The organism is Pseudoalteromonas phenolica, from assembly GCF_005876835.1.
Lineage (GTDB): Bacteria > Pseudomonadota > Gammaproteobacteria > Enterobacterales > Alteromonadaceae > Pseudoalteromonas > Pseudoalteromonas phenolica_B.
On sequence record NZ_PPSW01000016.1, the window covers coordinates 32,854 to 55,657 of the forward strand.

A 22,804-nucleotide genomic window follows, 5' to 3' on the forward strand; every position below is an offset into this window, starting at 1 on the left:
TTAAAGCGTTTGCTCCAAAATGCGAACAACTAATTGCTCAAAAGTTACGCCAACTGCTTTGGCCGCCATAGGCACCAAAGATTTCTCTGTCATGCCTGGCACAGTATTCACTTCTAATAAGTAAAATTGACCATTTTCATCTTGCATTGCATCAACGCGACCCCAACCTTGCGCACCAACTAAAGCAAAAGCATGCGTTGCCATAATTTGTAATTGCTGCGTATGCGCGTCGCTCAAAGCCGCTGGGCAGTGGTATTCAGTACTATTTACTTTGTATTTGGCTTCATAGTCATAAAAACCACGCGGGGTTACCATTTCAATAACAGGCAATGCTTCGTTACCTAACATGGCAACAGTAAACTCACGGCCGGTGATCCATTGCTCAACTAACACTTGGTCGTCATACTTAAAGGCATTATTTAAGGCGTCGGTTAATTGCTCTGCAGTTTCGGCTTGAGCCATACCAATGCTTGAGCCTTCATGGCTTGGCTTCACCATGACCTTGCCAAACTCATTGATAATGTTGGCTGCATCAAAGCCCGCTTTCGCATCAACAACCGCAAATGCCGCAGTACTTAATTGTGCTGACTGGAACAACTGCTTACAGCGAATTTTATCCATAGCCAACGCACTGCCTAACACACCACTGCCAGTGTATGGGATACCCATAAATTCAAGCGCACCTTGAATGGTGCCGTCTTCGCCACCACGACCATGCAAAGCGATAAATACACGATCAACGTCTGCGTTTTGTAACTCTGAAAGCGCACGTTCTGCCGGGTCAAACGCAAACGCATCAACACCAGCTGCGATCAGTGCATTCAACACGGCATTGCCTGAGTTTAATGACACTTCACGTTCAGCAGACGTTCCGCCTAGTAATACTGCTACTTTACCAAACTGTTTCATGATTCACCTTTTAACGCAGCGAGTGACATTTCAGTTGCTGCCAACTTCTTAACGATTTGACCAATGTTGCCGGCACCTTGTGTGATCACAAGGTCGCTGTCTTGTAAAACATTCGAAAGGACTTTGCCCAACTCTTCATTGTCTGAAACATGAATTGGCTCTACACCTCTTTGACGTAAGCTTCTGCATAAGCTCTTGCTGTCAGCACCTACAATAGGTGCTTCGCCAGCACTGTATACATCTAACAAAATAAGTTGATCAACTTTAGAGAGTACTTTGACAAAATCTTCATATAAGTCACGAGTACGTGTAAAACGATGCGGCTGATAAATCATCACCAATCGACGCTCAGGCCAGCCTGCTTTTGCAGCCTCAATAGTGACATCAACTTCTGATGGGTGGTGACCATAATCATCAACCAGCATCACATTACCTTGTTCATTATCAAATGTGCCGTAATGTTGGAAACGACGACCAATACCTTCAAATTCTGTGAGTGCAGCTAAAATCGCAGCATTGCTGATATTGTGATCTTTCGCCACGGCAATTGCCGCAGTCGCATTCAGCGCATTGTGTTTGCCCGGCATGTTTAAATGCATCGCGATCTCTTCACCAGATTTGGTCACAACTTTAAATTCACTGCTGTTTACGGTTTGCTTGAAATCCACTAAACGATAATCTGCTGTTTCATGCTCACCATAAGTAATAGTCGGACGCGCAAAGCGAGGAATGAGTTCAGCGGCAACATCCGAATCGATACACACCACAGCCAAGCCATAAAACGGTAAGTTATGGATGAATTCTACATAGGTGTCTTTCATCTTTTCGAAGTCACCTTCGTAGGTATCCATATGATCTGCTTCGATATTGGTAACAACCGATACCATTGGCTGTAGATGCAAGAAAGAAGCATCACTTTCATCGGCTTCAGCAATTAGAAAATCACTACTCCCTAACTTAGCATTGGTACCCGCGCTATTGAGCAGGCCGCCGATGACAAACGTGGGGTCAAGTTCTGCTTTAGCAAAAATGCTAGCGATCAAACTGGTTGTCGTTGTTTTACCATGCGTTCCAGCAATGGCAATACCATGACGATAACGCATGAGCTCAGCCAACATTTCAGCACGACGAACAATTGGAATGCGTGCCGCTTTCGCTGCTTTTATCTCAGGGTTATTGACATCAATCGCTGTCGACACCACAACCACATTGGCATCTTTAATATTATTTTCGTGATGACCAATGAATACTTCTGCGCCCGCTTTAATCAAACGCTCTGTCATCGCATTTTGAGCAATGTCTGAGCCTGTAATACGATAACCTTCATAGGCTAGTACCTCGGCAATACCGCCCATACCAGCACCACCAATACCGATAAAATGTATGGTATTGATACGTCTCATTGCTCTTCGATTATTCGCTTCGTTCACTTGCGTCTCTTTCTCTAAATTCATCTACTTTGCCAACTCACCACACACCTTCGCGACGCGTTCGGTGGCATCAAATTTCGCCAACTGCTTTGCTTTATCTGCAATCTCAGACAATAAGCTTGGCTGTTCAAAATACGGTGTTAATAACTCAACTAATCGCTCAGTCGTAAAATCATGTTGCGGCATCAGTAATCCGCCTTGTTGATCCACCAAATAACGGGCATTCGCCGTTTGATGGTCGTCAACCGCATGTGGAAATGGTACAAACAAAGCTGCTTTTCCTGCTGCTGCTACTTCACTCACAGTTAGAGCTCCTGCGCGGCAGATCACTAAATCAGCCCATGTATAGGCAGCATCCATATCGTGAATAAACTCATCAACTTGTGCATCAAATTCGCGACCAACATAAGCTGTTTTGAGTTTATCTTGGTTATTTCGCCCACTTTGATGGCGTACACTCAACGAAAAGTCTTTTGCCAATGTCGAAAATACCTCAGGCAAACGTTCATTTAATACTTGCGCGCCTAACGAGCCGCCAACAACAAGCACATTCAATTGTTCTGTCTGTGGTTTTTTAGCAATCGAACTGACACTGGTTCGAACTGGATTGCCAACCACTTCAGCGTTATTTTCAAAGGTATTAGGAAAAGCTGCCAACACTTGATTAGCGACTTTTGCCAAAAGCTTATTGCTAAATCCAGCCACAGCATTTTGCTCGTGAATGATCAAAGGTACGCCAGATAATTTTGCTGCAATACCAACAGGGCCCGTGACGTATCCGCCCATGGCTAAGATCACCGCAGGTTTACGCTGTTTGATAATTTTCTTTGCCGCTAAAATTGCTTTTAGCACCATAAATGGCGCTTTGAGTAAACGAGTAATTCCGTTACCGCGCACGCCTTGGACTTCGACAAAATCAATCTCAAAATCGTGCTTCGGTACTAATTGCGCTTCCATTCTGTCGGCAGTGCCCACCCAAGACACTGTCCAACCTTGTTGCTGCATATGCTCTGCAACCGCAATGCCCGGAAAAATATGACCGCCCGTACCACCGGCGACCACCATTAAATGCTTACTTGTTGTCATCGTCGCCCACTCCTCGCCGTTGCTTGTCGGCTCGATAACTTGGTTTCAAAATCAATACGCTGCAGCACACCCGCCGCAATTACCATAATTAAGAAGCTCGAGCCACCGTAGGATATAAACGGCAAAGTTAAGCCCTTAGTCGGTAAAATACCTGCGCTGGCACCAATATTGACCATGGTTTGGAACGCAAACCAAATACCAATGGCCAGAGCAAAATAGCCTTCATATTCTTTACCATGCTTTAATGCTTTCTGGCCGATTAATAAGGCTCTAAATACCAAAACACCAAGCAAAAACAAAATACTGGTCACACCAACAAAACCTAGTTCTTCTGCGATAACCGCAAAAATAAAATCGTTATGCGCCTCAGGTAAATACTGTAGCTTCTGCACACTGTTACCTAGGCCTTGGCCAAACCAACCCCCTTGGCTGTATGCCATCAAAGACTGGACTAATTGATAACCAGCACCGAAGGGGTCATCCCAAGGATCTAAAAAGCCTGTAACACGTCGCCAGCGGTAGGGTTCAAAGACTATTAGCACCACTATCAAACCAATCCCCGTTAAGATCAGCATAAAAAACTGCCATAACTTTGCGCCAGCTAAAAACAACAACCCCACGGTCGTTACAAACATGACCACTACGGTGCCTAAATCTGGCTGCTTTAAAATCAGTAATGCATACACGGCAAATACCGCAATGGGCTTAGCAAAGCCTTTTAAGTTTTCTTGAACTTCTTCACGCTTACGAACCAAATAACCTGCGATATAACTAAAGAAAAACAGTTTGGCTGCCTCAGCAACCTGAAAACCAATCGGGCCGATGGGGATCCAACGTTTTGAACCGTTCACCTCTCGGCCAATGACTAATACCAAACACAATAAAAATAAGCCGAAGAATAGTAGATACGGATTACATTTCTTCCACCAATCCATGGGCACGCTGGTGCTAAACCAAAAACAAATAAAACCTAATGCTAAGAACACCCCATGGCGCATCGCTATGCCGTAAGGGTTGTTATAAAGTCGCTCAGCCACTGGCATAGAAGCACTGGTCACCATCACAAAACCAATGCCGATTAAACACAGCATGGCGTACAGCAAAGGCACATCAAAAAGTGCATTTGACTGTTTTGGCGTAAGTTGCATTCTTAGCTCAGCGAAGGTCATCATGGTGCAAGCTCCGCTACGGCTTTACAAAACGCTTCGCCGCGCACCATATAATTCGGGAACATATCTATGCTGGCACAGGCCGGCGCTAATAACACTGCATCGCCGTTTTGTGCCAGTGACTGCGCCTTTACAATGGCTTGTTGTAAATCTGTAACGAGGTGGCTTTGTTCGTGTAATGGTAAAAACTTGGCTCCATCTTGACCAAAACAAATCACGGCTCGACAAGCTGCTTGCAATGGCTCTCGTAAAGGCGATAAATCAGCCCCTTTGGCATCACCACCTGCGATAAGCACGATTTTGTTTACATCATCTTTTAAGCTTTCTAGTGCAGCGACCGTCGCACCGACATTAGTCGCTTTAGAATCATTGAAGTATTTAACTCCCGCTACATCAGCCACTAATTGGCAACGATGTGCCAGGCCTATGAAGTTTTTAAATGCTGCTGCAAATGCCGCTTTATCAATGTTAAAAGGCTCAAGTAACGCCATCACAGCCAACGCATTAAACTGGTTGTGTTTACCCACCATAGTCAAACTTGAGACAGGCAAAACAGGTTGTTGATTTGCAGCAAAATACAAATCACCATCGTGTGTCTGTAGGCAATAATCGGCTTGCGCTAATGCCACACTCACACCAACACCGGCATTGGCCAGTGTATTGTTATCTATGGCGTTAAAAACTACATGCTTGGCATGTTGATAAATACGCTGTTTCGCCTGGCAATAGGCGGCGAAATCGGGGTAACGATCCATATGATCTTCAGTGACATTTAAGATCATGGCACTGGTACACACTAGACTTTGCGTGGTTTCAAGCTGGAAGCTCGATAACTCTAAGACAAACACATCAAAATCTTGCTCAAGAAGATCGAGTGCTGCAGTGCCAATATTACCGCCCAGCCCTACTTTATAACCGGCTTCTTTAAGCACTGCAGTGGCAAGACTCACCACCGTCGATTTACCATTTGAACCAGTTACCGCGATGACAGGTTTTGTGTTCAAGCGAGCAAACAGCTCAATGTCACCAATCACTTCAACGCCTTGTGCTATCGCTTCAGCAACACTTTGCTCAAATAACGCAATACCAGGGCTGATAATGATTAAATCCGCACTCGGTAAACTCGCCTGTGCCAACGAGCCAAAAACCGCTTCGCAGTCAGGCGCATTATCAGCAAGCCACTGCGAGCCCGGCGGTACAGCACGGCTGTCGACTACACGTGGCGTAATACCGTGAGACAGTAAAAAACGCACAATGCCCAGACCGGTAATTCCCAGCCCGAGCACAGTGATGTTTTTATTTTTTAACTCGTTTAAATACTGCATTTATCTGATCTTCAGCGTTGCCAATCCAGCGAGTACTAATACAATCGAAATGATCCAAAAGCGCACGATCACGCGCGGCTCAGGCCAACCTTTTAATTCATAATGATGGTGGATCGGTGCCATTCTAAAAATACGCTGGCCGCGCAACTTGTATGAGCCCACTTGTAAGATTACTGACAAGGCCTCCATCACAAACACACCACCCATAATCAACAGCACAAGCTCTTGACGTACTAAAATCGCGATAATACCCAACGCACCACCTAGCGCTAATGAACCTACATCACCCATAAAGACTTGTGCAGGATAGGTGTTAAACCATAAGAACCCTAGACCCGCACCAACAATGGCGGTACACACTACGACCAGCTCACTGGCCAGTGGTAAATGCGGTAAATGTAAGTACTCCGAGAAATTTGCGTTACCAGTTAAATAGGCAATAATCGCAAGGGCTGATGCCACTAAAATAGTCGGAACAATCGCCAAGCCATCAAGGCCATCGGTCAGGTTTACCGCATTAGATGTACCGACAATCACAAAATAGCTCATGACCAAATAGAAAATACCAAGCTGCGGCATCACTTCTTTTAAGAAAGGCACAACTAGCACAGTTTCATTTGGATTTAGTGAAGTAAAATATAAGAAGCTCCCCACACTCATGGCGATCACCGACTGCCAGAAATATTTCCAACGAGCGATTAGGCCTTTTGAATCTTTTCGGATCACTTTGCGATAGTCATCGACAAAACCGACAACGCCCAAGCTACCTAAAACAAAGAGTGTCACCCACACATATTTATTGCTTAAGTCGCCCCACATTAATGTACTGGTAAAAATGGCACCTAAGATCAACACACCACCCATGGTCGGCGTACCAGACTTAGATAAATGTGACTCTGGACCGTCATCACGCACCGTTTGACCAATTTGCATACGCTGTAGTGCGCGGATCAAAATAGGACCGAAATAAAGCGATAACAATAATGCCGTTAAAATACCTAAAATCGCACGCAGCGTTAGGTAAGAAAAGACGTTAAAGCCACTGTAATACTGGGTTAAATATTCAGCCAACCACACTAACATGCTGATACTCCATTTGTGGCTGCTTGTTCACCACTTGTTGTTATTAATTCTTCTACTAGTAATTCCATACGCGCACTGCGAGAGCCTTTTACAATCACAGTACATGGACCATTTTGCGCCGCTAAAGTTTGATTAATTGCGGCCAATAAGTGCGGACGTGTCGAAAAGTGCCTGTCGGCAATTTCAAAAACATCACTGCTATAACGACTCAATACCCCTAGGGTAAATAACGCATCAATGCCTTGCTGTTTGGCATATTCGCCGACTTCTTGATGATACTCTCGAGCATGTTCACCAAGCTCGCCCATATCGCCTAATGCAAACACCTTATGACCTGGCATTTTAGTCAATAAATCGATTGCCGCTTTGACCGAGCGCACATTGGCATTATAGGTATCGTCAATGACGGTCAAGTTATCGTTGACCTTAATAAGGTTCACTCGGCCTTTAACTGCACTCATACTTTCAAGCGCCGCAGCCACTTCATTTAAGCTCGCGCCCAGCTCAGTGGTGAGAGCCGCTGCAATTAAAGCATTGGTGACATTGTGCTCACCCGGTAATGCTAGCGTCACAGGTACTTTTTGTTCACCATCGCAAAGTAAGAAGCTGGCGTGAGCGGTGTCGTTTAGCGTTACTTGCTCTGCCCAGATATCAAATTGCTCATGGGTGGCAATCCGTTTGATACGCTTATCAAACATGCTGCTATCCCACATCTGACGAAATTCTGGGTTAATATCGCAGTTAAATACAGCACAGCCATTTGCTTTTAAGCCAGAGAAAATCTCACCTTTGGCCTGCGCCACGCCTTCAATGGAGCCAAAGCCTTCAATGTGTGCTGGTGCAACATTACAAATGGCAGCAACATCTGGCTTGGTCATTTGCGTGGTATAAGCAATCTCGCCTATATGGTTGGCACCAAGTTCAATCACAGCATACTCGTCGTCTTCTGACAAACGAATTAACGTCAGCGGTACACCGATGTCATTGTTAAAATTGCCATTAGTTGCCAGCACTTTGCCTTTTTGCGACAAAATCGCCGCGCACATTTCTTTCACTGTGGTTTTACCCACACTGCCCGTAATGGCAATGGTTTTTGGCGCTACTTGTGCCATTACGGCTGCACCGATATGTCCTAAAGCTAAACGAGTATCGGCCACCACAAACTGAGGAATATCGCATTCCACGGGTTTATCGACAATCGCCGCTATGGCGCCTTTTTCATACGCTTGCTGGACGAATTTATGACCATCAAAATTTGGTCCTTTCAGCGCTAAAAACACCTCATCATTTTTTATTGTTCTGGTGTCGGTATTGATATTGCTGACAGATAAATTCTCGCCACAGCTTACTGGGGTGTTTAATACGGCTGTAAGCCAAGCAAAATCCATTGTGATCATGCTTTATCCCCTTTTAAAATTTTCATTACCCATGCTCTGTCACAGAAGGTGATCGTTTGATCACCGATAATTTGATAATCTTCGTGTCCCTTGCCAGCTACCAGCACCACGCCTGAAGCAGATGTTTGCTCAACCGCATAGGCAATGGCCTTAGCTCGGTCAAGTTGGCAGTAAGCATACTCAGGTTGACTGAGCCCAGCCTTAACGTCTGCGATAATATCGTCGGGATTTTCACTGCGCGGGTTGTCGCTGGTGATCACCAGCTTATCAGCGTTTTGCTCAGCCGCTTGCGCCATCATGGGACGCTTGCCTTTATCGCGATCGCCCCCGCAGCCAAATACACAAGTCACTTGCCCGGGTACATGTTGCTGAAGTGCTTGTAACGCCAAAGCCAGCGCATCAGGGGTGTGCGCATAATCAACCACGCACGTCGGCTTGCCTTCAACCGAAAATGCCTGCATACGACCCGCAACTGGTTTTAGTGAAGAAACCGCATTACACAATGCCCCAAAGTCATACCCTTCAACCAAGAGTGCCGCCATCGCAGCCGCTAGGTTATAAAGATTAAATTGACCAAATAGCGGTACATTAATGGTCGCTTCCCCCCAAGAAGTGGAGAGCGTTGCACGAATGCCAGTTTGATGGCATTCAACCTCATCAAACCAAACAAACTGAGAAAAATTGTGTGCCGTTGGTTTTTTGCCATATACCACTAGATTGCTAAAACTAGATTGTGCGATCCAACTTTGTGCTACAGCATCGTCATGATTTAAAATACAATGTTTTGGCATACAATCAGTAAACAGCAAGCGCTTTGCTTCAGCATAACTGTGCATGTCACCATGATAATCTAAATGATCACGAGACAGATTGGTAAAAACTGCCGTACTGAATTGTGTTTCTTTTACACGGCCTTGAACTAAACCATGAGATGAGACTTCGATGGCCGCAAGTTGATTACGTTCTGCAAGGGTTGCAAAAATACGTTGTAAATCCACAGCCGACGGCGTGGTATTCTGCAGTGGCGTTAACTCATCTACTTTGCCATAACCTAAAGTACCTACAACCGCAGCCGGCACATCAATGGCATCTGCAAGCGCAGCTATCATGGCTGTCGTCGTTGACTTACCATTGGTACCTGTTACACCAATTACTTTTAAACGTTCGGTTGGACTCTGATAATAAATTTTGGCAATTTCAGCAATACACTCAGTCAAATTCTCAACCGGGATCAACAAACCTAAACTGTGATCCAGCGCCGCAAAACTCCTAGCGTCAACCAAGGCACAGCTCGCACCATTGTTAAAAGCCGCCGCAATAAAGTTTTCGCCATTACTTATATGGCCTTTAATAGCAATAAATACATCACCGGTTTTCACTGCTCGGCTATCAAGTTGTAAGTCAGCAGTTTGTTTAGGGAGTTCAACTCCTGAATACTCAATATTTAACGCTGCTAATGTGTGAGATAAATTAAAGCGCATCTTTTTTCTCCGACAAATAAGCAACGCGGCCTTTATCTGGTGCCACATTCAAAATACGTAATGCGTTCGACATGATTTCTGCAAATGCAGGGCCTGCCGTTTGGCCTCCGTAATAAACATCACCGCCAGGTTCATTGATCATCACCACCACAGCTAAACGTGGGTTCGTAACTGGGGCAACACCAGCAAAATAACCGACATATTCATCACCATATCCACCGGCGACTGCTTTCTCAGAAGTACCGGTTTTACCCGCTGCACGGTAGCCATCGACTTTGACGTTTGCCGCAGTACCGCCTTTTTCAAATACGGACTCCATCATATCCACAACCGCTTTGACATCTTCTTCTTTGAATAGACGCTCACCTTCTGGCGGCGTATCTTGTTTTAGGATGGTTAAAGGGCGAGAAATTCCGCCTGCGCCAAATGTGGCATACAAACGCGCTACTTGCGCTGTACTCACTGAGACCGCATAGCCGTATGATAAAGTTGCAATTTCAAAATCTGACCAACGACGGTTTGGGTAAAAAAGACCACTACTCTCACCCACCATCATGGTGCCTGTATCTTCACCAAAGCCTACTTTTTGATATAAACCAACGAGATATTCTTTTGGCAGCATTTGACTAATTTTGGCCACGCCCATGTTCGACGATACTTTAAGAATTTCTCTGAGTGTCATTTCACCGTGATTACGCTCGTCTTTAACTAAGCTGCCACCTAGGCGCATCCAGCCCGGAAAGGTATTGATGGTGTCATTGGCTTCAATCACATCATGATCAAGCCCAGCTAACACAGCCAGCGGTTTAAGTGTTGAGCCGGGCTCAAATAAATCAGTAATGGCGCGATTTCGGCGTTTGTAAGGGTGTGCATCGCGCATATCATTCGGGTTGAAGCTTGGACTGTTTACCATAGCAAGTACTTCACCGGTTTTTACATCTACCACCATGGCAGAGCCTGAAGTCGCTTGATAGCTCAGTACCGCACTTTTTAAGGCCTTATAAGCAATCGCTTGAATACGTAAATCAATGCTGAGTTGAATATCTTCAGGTTCAACACGTTGTTCCTCCGATAACACTTGTATCTCACGACCACGTGCGTCTTTACGAATGGTTCTTTTACCTTCTGCACCTGTAAGGGCATTCTCAAATAGCTTTTCGATGCCTTCGATGCCTTTACCATCAATATTGGTGAAGCCCAACACATGTGCGGTGACTTCGCCACTCGGATAGTAACGTTTTGATTCGTCTAGTAAGTGAATACCGGGCAATTTTAATTGACTGATATAGCTTGCAACTGCGGGCGTGACTTGACGCTTTAAGTAAACAAATCGGCGTGCAGGGCTGTCACGTAAACGTTCATCCACTTCTTCATGATCAATTTGTAATACGTCTGCAAGCTCGCGCCAACGAATATCATTGTCATACCGTACTTGTTTGCGGTATGTCATTTCTTGTTCATTTTCGGCCAGCGCTTTGTGATCTTCTTTGTTTTTTCGCGCGGCACGAATGACCCTTTTGCCAAGCGCTTTATCGAGTGCAAGCGGGTCAGCATACACACTCACAACGGGCACACTGACAGCAAGCTCTTTACCATTTCTGTCAAAAATCATACCGCGTTGCACTTTTAACGTTTCAACACGCACAGTTCGCTTTGCACTTTCTTCACGGGCATGATCGGGCTCAATCACTTGTAAATAGGCAGCACGGGCCATCAGCGTTAAAAAGACCATGACTAACACAGTACACACCAGTGCAAAGCGCCAAGTTATGAGTGTTTTTGAGCTATTGGCTTTTGCTTTTTTCATGGCAACACCACCACTTGCTCATCTTTACTGGTTGGGCGCTTCATTTCTAGCTGCGTGGTTGCCACTTCTTCGATGCGCGCATGTTGCGAATAGAATTCTTCTTCAACCAGTAAGTAACGCCATTGCAAGTCCAATTCGTCACGCTCTTGTAAGAGTTGGTCCTGCTGGATCACTTGCTGACGAGATAGATAAGTGACTTGTACAACCCCCAAAGCCGAAGCAAAGATACAAATAAGCAAAAAGCCCGTTAGCTTATTCGCTAAAAGGCCTGCAAATATCTCGTTAAACAGCTTAGGCTGTCGGCTTTGTGGTTTATTCATTATAGTTTTTGCGCTACTCGCAATACTGAGCTACGTGATCTTGGGTTAGCAGCTATTTCCTCAGCGGTTGGTTTTATGGCTTTACCCAACGCCTTCAGTGTCAGGTTTTTATTCAACTGTGCTTCCGTTAATGGCAAGCCACGCGGGACAGCCTCACCTTTGCTTTGTTTCTTGATGAACTGCTTAACGATGCGATCTTCCAAAGAGTGAAATGAGATCACCACCAAACGACCGCCCGGCTTTAATACCGATAATGACGCTTGCAGTGCAGTTTGAATTTCTTCTAACTCACTGTTGATGTAAATGCGAATAGCTTGGAAAGTGCGTGTTGCTGGGTGCTTGTGCTTATCTTTCACAGGTACCGCTTCATCAACTAGATCAGCCAGCTGCTTCGTAGTGGTGATAGGTGTTTCATCACGCGTTTCAACTATTTTGTGTGCAATACGGCGGCCAAACTTTTCTTCACCGTACTTTTTAATCACAAACGCGATGTCTTCAAGTTCAGCTTCGGCTAACCACTGCGCGGCACTGCGGCCAGACGTGGGATCCATACGCATATCAAGTGGACCATCTTTCATAAAGCTGAAACCGCGATCAGCATCATCCAATTGCGGTGAAGAAACGCCAATATCTAATAAAATGCCATCAACTTGGCCAAGAATGCCGACTTCTGTGGCGACTTGTTCAATGTTTGAAAAGCGCGTATGTGCGATATTAAAACGGGTATCGTCAGCAAATTTCTTAGAGGCTTCGATCGCCTGCGGATCTTGATCAATAGCCTGTAAACGACCTTGTTCGCCCAAACGACTTAGAATTTGACCCGAATGGCCGCCTCGGCCAAATGTGCCATCGATATAGGTACCATCGGCTTTGATATCTAACGCGTCTAACGTTTCATTCATCAAAACTGATACATGGGTAAATTGCGCAGTCATGCGTTATGTAAGCCTTTTTGTTTGCTAAAGCGAAAAGTTTTCAAATTCAGGCGTCATCTCAAAGTCACCTGCACGCTCAATTTCGGTATCAAGCTGCATTTGCTGGTGCCATTTCGACTCATCCCAAATTTCAAATTTATTTAATAGCCCTATGAGCATGATCTTTTTCCCCAAACCTGCGTAGTTACGTAATGCCGGAGAAAGCAAAATGCGGCCATTCTTATCTAACTGGTACTCAGTGGCGTGCCCGACCAGCATGCGCTGCAATCGACGCGCTCTTGGATTCATACTGGAGAGCTTTACAAGTCGAGCGGCAATTTCATCCCACTCGTTGCGAGGGTATAACCAAAGGCATGGTTCGTTAATCGCAATAGTGCAAATCAGCGAGCCCTGCTCTTCAGACAAAAGCGGTTGCCGATACTTAGTTGGTATCGCAAATCGACCTTTATCATCCAAATTTAGCGCACTTGCACCTGAAAACATGGAGCAACCAACCTTATCGTATTTTTAACCCTTTAGATCCAATCTGATCCACAAAAAACCACTTTTTCCCACAACTGCACAGTCTATGACTTGACGAGTATTTTTGTCAAGCCGAAAACTAAGCCGAAAATATCAAAAAACCCAGATAAAATGCGGCTTTGCTGAAAGCCTATGAAATGCTTGAGAAAACCCGAAAAGGCAGGAATAAAACTTTTTTATAACAAAAAATTCATCTATTTTTCGCGCTGCGAGGATTTTACAAGCATGACTTTTCGACTGGTTGTAACGTGCAAAATGTGTTTCATCTTCTTGTATAAGGAGTAATCAGTTAAATTCGTCGCCAAACTTGGCGCTAGACTGGATTTTTTATACAATTAAGAGTCTTGCTGTTGTAAATCACCGAGCGTTATTATTTTAAATTTATCAATACCACGTCGCTTTAATCGCTTACTCTTTTTGCTTTGCCTGCCAGGCTTAGCCGTGATCCTCTTTCAGTTACTTGAAGAGCGTACGGATATTTTAAAAGAGCATGAACAACAAGCGCGTGCGCTCGCATTACAGATCTCACAGCTGCAACGTGCCGATCTCAACGCAACTAGAAGATTACTTTCCCAATTAGCGAAACATGATGAACTGCTGAAAGCCAATAATGGCCAATGTAGTAGCCTGCTTACTCATGCCAGTTTGATCACCCCTAACATTGCCAATATTGGTTTGATAGATCTGAATGGTGATGTTTTATGTACCGTAAAAAACACCAATAAAAGCATAAGCATAAAAGACAGGCGTTATTTTCAAAGCGCTTTAGAAACACAACAGTTCGCGATTGGTCAGTTTCAGGTTGATCGTTCTATTAACCGTTTAACCGTCAATTTTGCGATGCCTGTTTTTGATCATCACGGTAACTTAACTCATATACTTGCTGTGGCTAAATTACTTGAGCAATGGAGTCAAAGCCTAAATCAGTTGACATTACCAGCTAATTCTCAAGCCATTATTACCGATGTAGATCACAATATCGTTGCCAATTATCCGTTTGATTATGAACAACTCGGCCAGCCTGCCAATGAGCATTGGCCCAATATGCACTTTCAAGGGGTATTACAATTTGAAGCCCCGACTGGTGAGCGCAGAATTTACCTACGACAACATATCGTCGAAAGCAATTCAAACAGTCAGCTTACGCTACATTTATCTATTCCATTTGAGCATGCTATTGCCGCCGCAAATCGTAAAGTTAGCCTGATCTTTACTTTATTTATTGCCGCGCTGTTACTTATGTTTTGGCAAGCACGTAAACAGCTCAATAAGGTGCTCCTGCAACCCTTAAAATCACTCCAAGATGCACTAGATGCTTTTGCGAAAGGAAACAAAACTCGCCTTCAACAAGGTGGCTTATCTCCTGAATTTAAAAGTATCGCGAGCAATTTTGAAAATATGGCAACCAAAAGGCTCACCGCTGAGAATGCGCTCGCACATAAACATGCCGAATTAGCTAGTCTGATCCAGGCGCTACCCGATACCTATTTGCGTATTGATAACGAAGGCAAAGTATTGGCGTCGAATGTCACCTTTTCGAGCCCGCCCAAGCATATACTCGATCTACTGCCTCAGCATAGCTGTGATCAATTACTTAAAACACTGCAAAACCATTCTCTTAGTGACACAAATCAATTTGAATTTTCTGCGCAGGTCGATGGCAATCTTCATACCTTTGAAGCACGAACCAACCTCTTAGATACCCACCAGCAAGGCATTATTGTGCTGCGTGATATTACAGCGCGTAAGCAACAAGAAGAAGCGATGAAGTTAGCAGCCATGGTGTATAAGAACTCGAGTGAGGGAATGACCATCACCGACGCTAACGGTATTATTTTGGATGTAAACCCCTCTTTCGAAAAAGTCACCGGCTACTCAAAAGCTGAAGTCTTGGGTAAAAATACCGCATTACTGGGCTCAGGCAAGCACACAAAGCAGTTTTATGACGACATGTGGCAGCAGATCCAATCTAAAGGTGCGTGGCAAGGTGAAATCATTAATAAACGCAAAAATGGCGAGCTATTTACCGAATGGCTTACCATTAACTCCGTTTATGATGATTCAGGCAACCCTTACCGAAGGGTCGCTATTTTCACTGATATTAGTGAGAAAAAGCGCCAAGATGAGTTGATTTGGCGTCGTACTCATTTCGACCAACTCACTGAACTAGCGAACCGCTTAGAGCTGAAACGTCATTTAAAGCAGCAACTCAGTGAAGGGGTTTCATTGGCCATTCTGCTGCTCGACCTCGACCACTTCAAAGATATTAACGACAGCTTAGGTCATTATCATGGCGACAAACTGCTCAGGGAAGTTGCCAATCGACTCAACCAGCTTGCTGGCAAATGTAGCTTAATTTCTCGTATTGGTGGCGATGAATTTGTATTAGTGATTTCTGAAAGTACTCAGCATGAGCACCTGATGCAAATAGCTGAGCAAGTGCTTACATCGCTAAAGCCAGCTATTTATCTTGACAGTGAAGCTTGCCATATTAGTGCTAGTGTCGGCATTGCAACCGCACCTAAAGATGGTAATAGCAGTGGCTTACTGCTAAAAGCAGCAGATCAAGCTATGTATTTGGCTAAGCAACAAGGGCGTAACGGCTTTGCCTTTTTTGACGCTCAGATGCGTCAGGCCACGGAACAACGCATGCAACTACTTAAAGATTTACGTATTGCGATACAAAAGCAGCAATTTGAGTTGTATTTTCAACCTATCGTTGAGATGTCATCACGTAAGGCAGTCAAAGCCGAAGCCCTGATCAGGTGGCAGCACCCAAATAAGGGCATTATAAGTCCAGCGATGTTTATTCCGCTTGCTGAAGAAACACAACTTATATTAGAAATTGGCGAATTTATTTTTGCATCAGCTTGCCGTACTCAAAAGAAACTCATATCTGCAGCACAGCAAGTTCAACTGAGTATTAACGTTTCTCCGATACAGTTTTCTTCTAAACATAGCCGTTTAGTTGATTGGAAAACACACCTTGATGAGCTGTCTTTAAATGCTGAGCAATTTGTCATTGAGATCACTGAAGGGTTAATGATGAACGCCCAGCAGCGTACCCAGTCGCGTTTAAATCAATTATCAAAGCAAGGTTTTGCTTTAGCACTCGATGACTTTGGGACTGGTTATTCATCATTGGCTTATTTAAAGCAAATGGATACCGACTTTATTAAAATTGATAAGCGCTTTGTGGATGGCATCGCGGAAAGCCCTGATGATCTCGCACTATGCGAAGCCATGATCATGATGGCACATCAACTGGGCTTAAAGGTGATTGCTGAAGGCATTGAAACCGAAGCGCAGCACCTGCAATTGCTGGCTGCAGGCTGCGATTATGGCCAGGGCTATTATTACGCTAAACCTATGCCTGAGAAGGCTTATTTAGACTTTATGAAAGGTACTTAAAACAACTTCAGTAAAGAACTTAATACAAATATGATTAAGAGTCTAAAAGTCGCTTTAGCAAGCTCATCAAGCCGTCTATCTCTATTGGCTTACCTAAATGTGCGGTGAAACCTGAGCTCAGATACGTTTTAACATCTTGCTCCATTACATTGGCTGTCAAAGCAACGATAGGCAATTTAGGGAGTTTCTCTTTAATTATCTGGCAGGCCTGCACACCATCCATTTCAGGCATTTGAATGTCCATCAGGACTAAATCATAATGCTGGCTTGTCGCCATCTGAGTTGCTTGCAAGCCATTTTCAGCAAAGTCTATGCTTGCTTGTGTTGGTGCCAGCATTGCATTAATGACTAAACGATTTACTTGATTATCTTCAGCGACCAAGATCTTATACTCTTGCAGATCAGGAAGATCCGCATGTACTTCTTCTGTTTCTCTGACTTCTTCAGCAGGTATTTTTGTTAGCGGTAAAACAACCTCAAAGCTGCTGCCATGTTGAAGCTGGCTCAATACAGAGATTTCTCCCCCCATTAAACCTACAAGCTGTTTAGAAATAGATAAACCGAGCCCTGTACCGCCATACTTTCTTGTTGTCGACGCATCGGCTTGCTCAAAACGATTAAAAAGACGTGCTATTTGCTCATCACTAAGCCCTATTCCAGTGTCTGTTACTGTAATGACAACCTGATCATCACCCATCTCTGAGACAGTAACTTTGACTTCTCCATCTGAAGTAAACTTAATGGCATTTGAAATGATATTCTCAAGCACCTGCTTAATACGTGTGCTATCGCCTTGTCTGAATAACCAAACTTCGGATGCTATCTCTACACTTAACTGTAAATCTTTTGCTTTTGCTGCTCGAGATTGGTTTCTGATCACTTGATCAATTAAATTTTTTATCGACAGTGGTCCACTCTCTATGGCGACCTTACCTGCTTCTAGCTTAGAAAAATCAAGAATGTCATTTAATATCGCTAATAATGATCGGCTTGAGCTCAGTGCACTGGCCACCAGTTCATGGTGTTTTTCACTCAATGCCGTTTTTAGTAATAGTTGCAAAGTACCCAAGATCCCATTCATCGGCGTACGAATTTCATGGCTCATATTTGCTAAAAACTCACTCTTCACCTTGTCAGCTTGTTTTAGTTCAACCACCAGCTCTTCTAATTGCGCTGTTTGCTTGTCGACACGCACTCTTAACTGCTCATTAAACCCAGCTAAAATCATAGTAAATGACATGCCCAATGCGGCAACTATCAACCCTATTGTTAGAGTTAACCAACTTAACCAGTCCTTATTGTTGTTCTCAAAGGCCTCGGTACTTTCAAAACTCAACTTCCAACTGCGACCAAACCAATCTATTTGATACTCTGTGGTAAAGTGTAAATCATGTACTTCATGTTTAACTTCAGGCGTATAGCTATACCAAGTGTCCTGCTTCGATAAATCACTCAAAGTGTAACTGAAGCTATGTTTATAACGACTGGTTGATAAAATCCGTTCAACGATTACATCTATTTCCAGTACCACTTCACTCAACCCCAATAACTTATCTGGGTCATTTTTATCAAACACAGGAAAGTACACTACATTCCCTGTCGCCTTGTTCGTTTGTTGCGCCAGTACTAATGGCGCAGTTGCAATGGGAATCTTTTGCTTAATCGCTTTTGAGGCAGCCGCTCCAGCGATGGGATGACTCATGACATCTAAACCTACTGCAAGCGCATTGGCTTTATAGGGTGCTATTAAGCTAATAGGCAATAAAATATCTTCAATCTCATTGCTGCCTGGGGCTTGTTTGATTTTTGCATCTGCAATGCCTGACTGCGCCAGAGACTTTTGCCAAGCAGCAAGGTTTTCGGTTTGAACAAAATCAATCCAGCCTAAGGCGCGATATAACTCAAAATCGTCACTTAAAAAGTGGCTGTAATGCTCAAACTCATCAATGCTCATCGCATGACCTGTTTGCATTAATACCCCGAGCGCTTTAAGGTCATTCTCGACTGAGTTTTTTAATAACTGCATCGATACCAGCTTTTGCTCAGTAATATTCGCAAAACGCCCATATAAATTGTCATGGTAGACACTACGAGAATAGTTAAAGGTCCAACATACTGTAATGAACAGCAGACATGATGACGCTAAAATCCATGATTTATGACTGACTTCTGTATAGCGACGGCTTTTAAACAAAAAAGTACATAGCGGTAGGAAAAATAACACACCAACTGTGTCGCCTACCCACCAGGTAAACCATACAAACAACAGACTATCAGAATGGATAAAGCCTTGTTGCAATAAGCTCCAAGCACCGAATGAAGACGATACAATACTGGCGATAGGCCCAGCTAATAAGAGCGATTTAATAAGTGTTTCTGCATTTTGAAAATTTAGTGGAAAACGGCAAAAGCGCTTCATTAATGAATAAGCAAAAATACACTGCAGTACGGCCGCGGCACTGCGTAGAACATTCCAAAGGGCATTTGAGAAATCAAAGGGGAAACCAAAAAAACCTGAGTTATATAAGTTTGCTAAAAGTGTTCCGAAGAATAATGGCAGGAGTGAAAACCGCCCAAACGCCATCAGGCAGGCAACAGACCAGCCCGCTGCGGGCCAGATCGCACTTGCAAAACCGGGCTCTATATTGAACAGTGTGCCAAACAGACCCAATACAAAGCAGCTAATGGTAATACCTAAAAAATACCCACTTTTGACTGTAAAAGAAGCTTCTTGTATACCCTCAGCTTTCAGCATAACCATAAATACATAATTTCAAATATGTTAAAAACATAGCATAAGTTATCAGACTAAGCCGTGTTTTACATCAAAGTCCCAAAACTCAAATTGTATACAATATTTATTTCAGCTATGATCCGCATTCCATTTAACCAAGCAGAGCTCCATCATGCGTATCACACTCGTTATTCTTTGTTTGTTAGCCACACTTATGGGCTGCCAGTCAAACATCTTAAACACCGAAGAGGACACTCCCATGACCCTAGATAATTTAGCAGAACATTATGTCAAATTAGCTTTGGCTGTGGGTGAACACCACCCTTATTACATCGATGCTTATTATGGCCCTAGCGAATGGCGAACGGGTGAAAAGCGACCTTTAAATGATTTAAAAACTGATATTTCAACGCTGCTTGCGCAATTAGAGCAAGTGCAAAGCTCAGAGGCGCAATTACAGCGTAAGGCTTTTCTTCAAGTACAAACCAAGTCAATGCTGACCTTCATCCAAGTTATCAACAACGAAAAAGTCAGCTTTGATGATGAGTCTTTGCGTTTATACGACGCTGTTTCTCCAAACATTACCGAAGCCGAGTTAGATAAAGCACTGAATGAGTTAGACATAATGCTGCCAGGTACAGGTACAGTGAGTGAGCGTATGAATGACTTTATTGAGCAGTTTGTGATCCCTAAAGACAAACTAGATAGTGTGTTTAAAGCGGCTGTTGTTGAATCTCGTAAAAGAACTAAGCAATACATAGAGCTTGAAGAGCAAGAGAGCTTCACCATCGAATATGTTCAAGATAAAGTGTGGAGCGGCTATAACTGGTACCAAGGAAACAGCTATAGTCTAATTCAAGTGAATACTGACTTCCCTATTTATATTGCCCGCGCCATAGATTTAGCCAGTCACGAAGGCTATCCGGGGCACCATGTGTTTAATTCCCTCATGGAAAAACACTTAGTGAACGGTAAAGGCTGGATTGAATACTCGGTTTATCCGCTATTCTCGCCAATGTCATTGCTTGCAGAAGGCAGCGCCAATTACGGCGTAGATGTGGTTTTCCCACATGCTGAACGTATTCAATTTGAAAAAGACGTTTTATTCCCATTGGCAGGGCTAGATGCCAGCAAGGTCGAGTTGTACTACCAAGTGCAAGCTGTGAAGCAGCAACTATCATATGCCGATAACATGGTCGCAAAGCGTTATTTGGATGGTGAGATTGACGCTCAAAAAGCCATCGAGTTACTTGTAAAATATACCTTAGTCACAAAGAAAAAAGCGCAGCAACGCCTGGGCTTTATAAACGCTAACCGTGCATATGTTATCAATTACAATCTTGGCCAAGATATCGTTAAGGACTACATTGAAAAACAAACAAAAACAGGCACGCAAGCAGAGATTTGGGCATTATTTAGCGAGCTACTTGCCAACCCAAAAACAGCAAGCATGATGCAATAGCGGTGCTTTTATTTTGATTTTTTTAAAGGCTGCCTATGGCAGCTTTTTTTCTGTCTATTTTTTTACTCCCCTCACTTCTCCCAATAATAGCTAACCACCGACCATCAAAATAACCACTTTACAAAATAGTACAGTTGAACTATTTTAAAATGTAACACTTGTACTATTTTGGTTTTAAACATGAAATTCAACTATTTTCACGACAAGCAGAACCGTTTTGGCGTTCAAAATGTCACGCGCGCTTTATCTGGTGGGCTAATAAAAATAGCACCAAAGCTCAGCCTTACTGTTGGAAAAAAACTGCTACTTAATCCATTTGGTAAACGTCATTACGCCTTTAATGAAGTTGAAGCTGATGATGTTATTAATCTAGATACTTCTTTGGGCAAAGCACATATCAGCCTGTTTGGAAAAGGCCAAAATCTGGTAATTGTCAGTCATGGCTGGGCAGATAACAGCTCGGGGTTTGAGGCTATGATTATCAATTTGTTATCGCAAGGATTTAAAGTCGCAGCCATCGATCACATTGCCCATGGCAAGTCCGCAGGTAAACAAACTCATTTATTGAATTTTATTGAGACTTTAAACGCCACCATCGATTATTTTGAGCAAAGAGAGCATCACATACACGCCATTGTGGCGCACTCAATGGGCGCGGTTGCAACACTGAATTTACCTGAAGACAAACTAGCCAATAAAAAACTGATCTTAATTGCTACGCCAATTCACTTCTTTGAACTCATGTTCGAAAAAGTCAGTAAAGCGGGAATTTCTACCAAGTTACTCACACATGTACTAGAAAATATTGGCTCTGAGTTTAATCGGCAGTGGCAAAGTCTATGTCTCAACCAGCATACAAGTAAACTCTCTGAGCACATCCACTTTATTCATGATGAGCAAGATAGATACGCCAGTTACCAAAGCCTCACTGATTATCTGCAAACACACAAATCACCACTGTTTACTACTCAAGGACTTGGTCATCGAAGGCTTTTAGGAGATACTAAAGTAATACAACATATAACTCAGGTGATAACTACTTGATAAGTAAAGGCGAGCGCACTCGTAACGAGATCCTCAAACAAAGTATTAGATACAGTAGCCAATACGGTCTTGCTGATGTCACCATCGGCAGTGTTGCTAAACTCTGTGGTTTATCTCGAACGGGTGTTATTTCTCATTTTAAAAATAAAGAAGACATGCAAGTTGCTATCCTACAATATGGTGAAGCTTTATTTATTGACCGAGTGATCACCCCTGCTCGCTGTGAAAACCCTTTATATCACCTGATCAACTTACTAAACTGCTGGAGCACCTGGATCAATGACATGTTCAACGATCCAAAAATGAGCTGCCCGTTTATCAAGGCTGTGGTTGAATTTCAAAACCGACCTGACTCGCAGGTGCGCAGCTTTGTTATCGACCAACAAGAGCGCCTATTGGGTTACCTAACGCATCGTATTGAGCGCTGTATTGAACAAAAACACTTCTCACCTGACATCCCAAGTCACGTCATCGCCTATGAGCTTTATAGTTTATATTTAGGCCATGCCATTACCAAATATACTCTTTCCCAAAGTAAAGCTGGTGAGCTATTCAAGCAAAGCGTCTTAAGGTTAATAGCGCAATATAAAGCTTAACTATTAAAACCTTAAAGTCACCATTGCTCATGAGAGAAACAAATAAATTACTGCAACTCAGCACATCTGTTGTGATAGTTTATACTCATAGTT

At 43.6% G+C, this 22,804-nt stretch carries 17 protein-coding genes; 4 read left to right on the plus strand and 13 right to left on the minus strand.

The features are described 5' to 3' along the window. Genes C1E24_RS11140 through mraZ form a run of 12 tightly spaced genes read right to left on the minus strand, consistent with a single transcriptional unit; the run spans window position 1 to window position 13,425 of the window. A complete protein-coding gene (locus C1E24_RS11140; RefSeq protein WP_138481453.1) occupies window positions 1–909 on the minus strand; it encodes a D-alanine--D-alanine ligase in 909 nt (302 codons plus the stop codon). Continuing rightward, window positions 906–2,363: a UDP-N-acetylmuramate--L-alanine ligase gene (gene murC, locus C1E24_RS11145; protein ID WP_138481455.1), complete on the minus strand. Its 1,458-nt coding sequence runs from the start codon at window positions 2,361–2,363 to the stop codon at window positions 906–908. The genes C1E24_RS11140 and murC overlap by 4 nt, the downstream gene beginning before the upstream one ends. Beyond that, window positions 2,364–3,425: an undecaprenyldiphospho-muramoylpentapeptide beta-N-acetylglucosaminyltransferase gene (gene murG / locus C1E24_RS11150; RefSeq protein ID WP_138481457.1), complete on the minus strand. Its 1,062-nt coding sequence runs from the start codon at window positions 3,423–3,425 to the stop codon at window positions 2,364–2,366. Continuing rightward, on the minus strand, window positions 3,422–4,594 hold the full coding sequence (gene ftsW / locus C1E24_RS11155; RefSeq protein WP_431188323.1) for a cell division protein FtsW: 1,173 nt from the start codon (window positions 4,592–4,594) through the stop codon (window positions 3,422–3,424). Before ftsW ends, murG begins: the two co-directional genes overlap by 4 nt. Continuing rightward, window positions 4,594–5,919, minus strand: a complete 1,326-nt coding sequence (gene murD / locus C1E24_RS11160; protein ID WP_138481460.1) for a UDP-N-acetylmuramoyl-L-alanine--D-glutamate ligase — start codon at window positions 5,917–5,919, stop codon at window positions 4,594–4,596. The genes ftsW and murD overlap by 1 nt, the downstream gene beginning before the upstream one ends. Further along, complete coding sequence (mraY, locus tag C1E24_RS11165) at window positions 5,920–7,002, minus strand: phospho-N-acetylmuramoyl-pentapeptide-transferase (RefSeq protein WP_138481462.1); 1,083 nt, start codon at window positions 7,000–7,002, stop codon at window positions 5,920–5,922. It lies immediately after the preceding gene. Beyond that, window positions 6,996–8,399: a UDP-N-acetylmuramoyl-tripeptide--D-alanyl-D-alanine ligase gene (locus tag C1E24_RS11170; RefSeq protein ID WP_138481464.1), complete on the minus strand. Its 1,404-nt coding sequence runs from the start codon at window positions 8,397–8,399 to the stop codon at window positions 6,996–6,998. The genes mraY and C1E24_RS11170 overlap by 7 nt, the downstream gene beginning before the upstream one ends. Beyond that, window positions 8,396–9,880, minus strand: coding sequence for a UDP-N-acetylmuramoyl-L-alanyl-D-glutamate--2,6-diaminopimelate ligase (locus C1E24_RS11175; protein ID WP_138481466.1), 1,485 nt, complete (start codon window positions 9,878–9,880; stop codon window positions 8,396–8,398). Before C1E24_RS11175 ends, C1E24_RS11170 begins: the two co-directional genes overlap by 4 nt. Continuing rightward, window positions 9,870–11,687, minus strand: coding sequence for a peptidoglycan D,D-transpeptidase FtsI family protein (locus C1E24_RS11180; protein ID WP_138481468.1), 1,818 nt, complete (start codon window positions 11,685–11,687; stop codon window positions 9,870–9,872). The genes C1E24_RS11175 and C1E24_RS11180 overlap by 11 nt, the downstream gene beginning before the upstream one ends. Further along, a complete protein-coding gene (gene ftsL / locus C1E24_RS11185; RefSeq protein WP_138481470.1) occupies window positions 11,684–12,007 on the minus strand; it encodes a cell division protein FtsL in 324 nt (107 codons plus the stop codon). Before ftsL ends, C1E24_RS11180 begins: the two co-directional genes overlap by 4 nt. Then, complete coding sequence (gene rsmH / locus C1E24_RS11190; RefSeq protein ID WP_138481472.1) at window positions 12,007–12,942, minus strand: 16S rRNA (cytosine(1402)-N(4))-methyltransferase RsmH; 936 nt, start codon at window positions 12,940–12,942, stop codon at window positions 12,007–12,009. The genes ftsL and rsmH overlap by 1 nt, the downstream gene beginning before the upstream one ends. A gap of 24 nt (window positions 12,943–12,966) precedes the next feature. After that, window positions 12,967–13,425 carry a division/cell wall cluster transcriptional repressor MraZ gene (mraZ, locus tag C1E24_RS11195; RefSeq protein WP_138481474.1) on the minus strand — a complete coding sequence of 153 codons (459 nt, stop codon included), beginning with the start codon at window positions 13,423–13,425 and terminating at the stop codon, window positions 12,967–12,969. A gap of 480 nt (window positions 13,426–13,905) precedes the next feature. Here mraZ and C1E24_RS11200 point away from each other — a divergent pair, with 480 nt between their 5' ends. Continuing rightward, complete coding sequence (locus C1E24_RS11200) at window positions 13,906–16,875, plus strand: bifunctional diguanylate cyclase/phosphodiesterase (protein WP_240722000.1); 2,970 nt, start codon at window positions 13,906–13,908, stop codon at window positions 16,873–16,875. A gap of 34 nt (window positions 16,876–16,909) precedes the next feature. Here the strand turns inward: C1E24_RS11200 and C1E24_RS11205 are convergent, their stop codons facing one another. Beyond that, a complete protein-coding gene (locus C1E24_RS11205) occupies window positions 16,910–19,630 on the minus strand; it encodes an ATP-binding protein (RefSeq protein ID WP_171040876.1) in 2,721 nt (906 codons plus the stop codon). Window positions 19,631–19,781: 151 nt separating this feature from the next. On the opposite strand from C1E24_RS11205, the gene C1E24_RS11210 reads away from it, so the two are divergent. The 3 genes from C1E24_RS11210 to C1E24_RS11220 all read left to right on the plus strand — a co-directional run bounded on the left by C1E24_RS11210 (window position 19,782) and on the right by C1E24_RS11220 (window position 22,711). Beyond that, a complete protein-coding gene (locus C1E24_RS11210) occupies window positions 19,782–21,071 on the plus strand; it encodes a hypothetical protein (protein WP_240722001.1) in 1,290 nt (429 codons plus the stop codon). Between the two features lie 180 nt (window positions 21,072–21,251). Next, window positions 21,252–22,115 (plus strand): alpha/beta hydrolase, encoded by an 864-nt coding sequence (locus C1E24_RS11215; protein WP_138481480.1) that lies wholly within the window; start codon window positions 21,252–21,254, stop codon window positions 22,113–22,115. After that, window positions 22,112–22,711, plus strand: coding sequence for a TetR/AcrR family transcriptional regulator (locus C1E24_RS11220; protein WP_240722002.1), 600 nt, complete (start codon window positions 22,112–22,114; stop codon window positions 22,709–22,711). The genes C1E24_RS11215 and C1E24_RS11220 overlap by 4 nt, the downstream gene beginning before the upstream one ends. Window positions 22,712–22,804 lie beyond the last annotated feature (93 nt).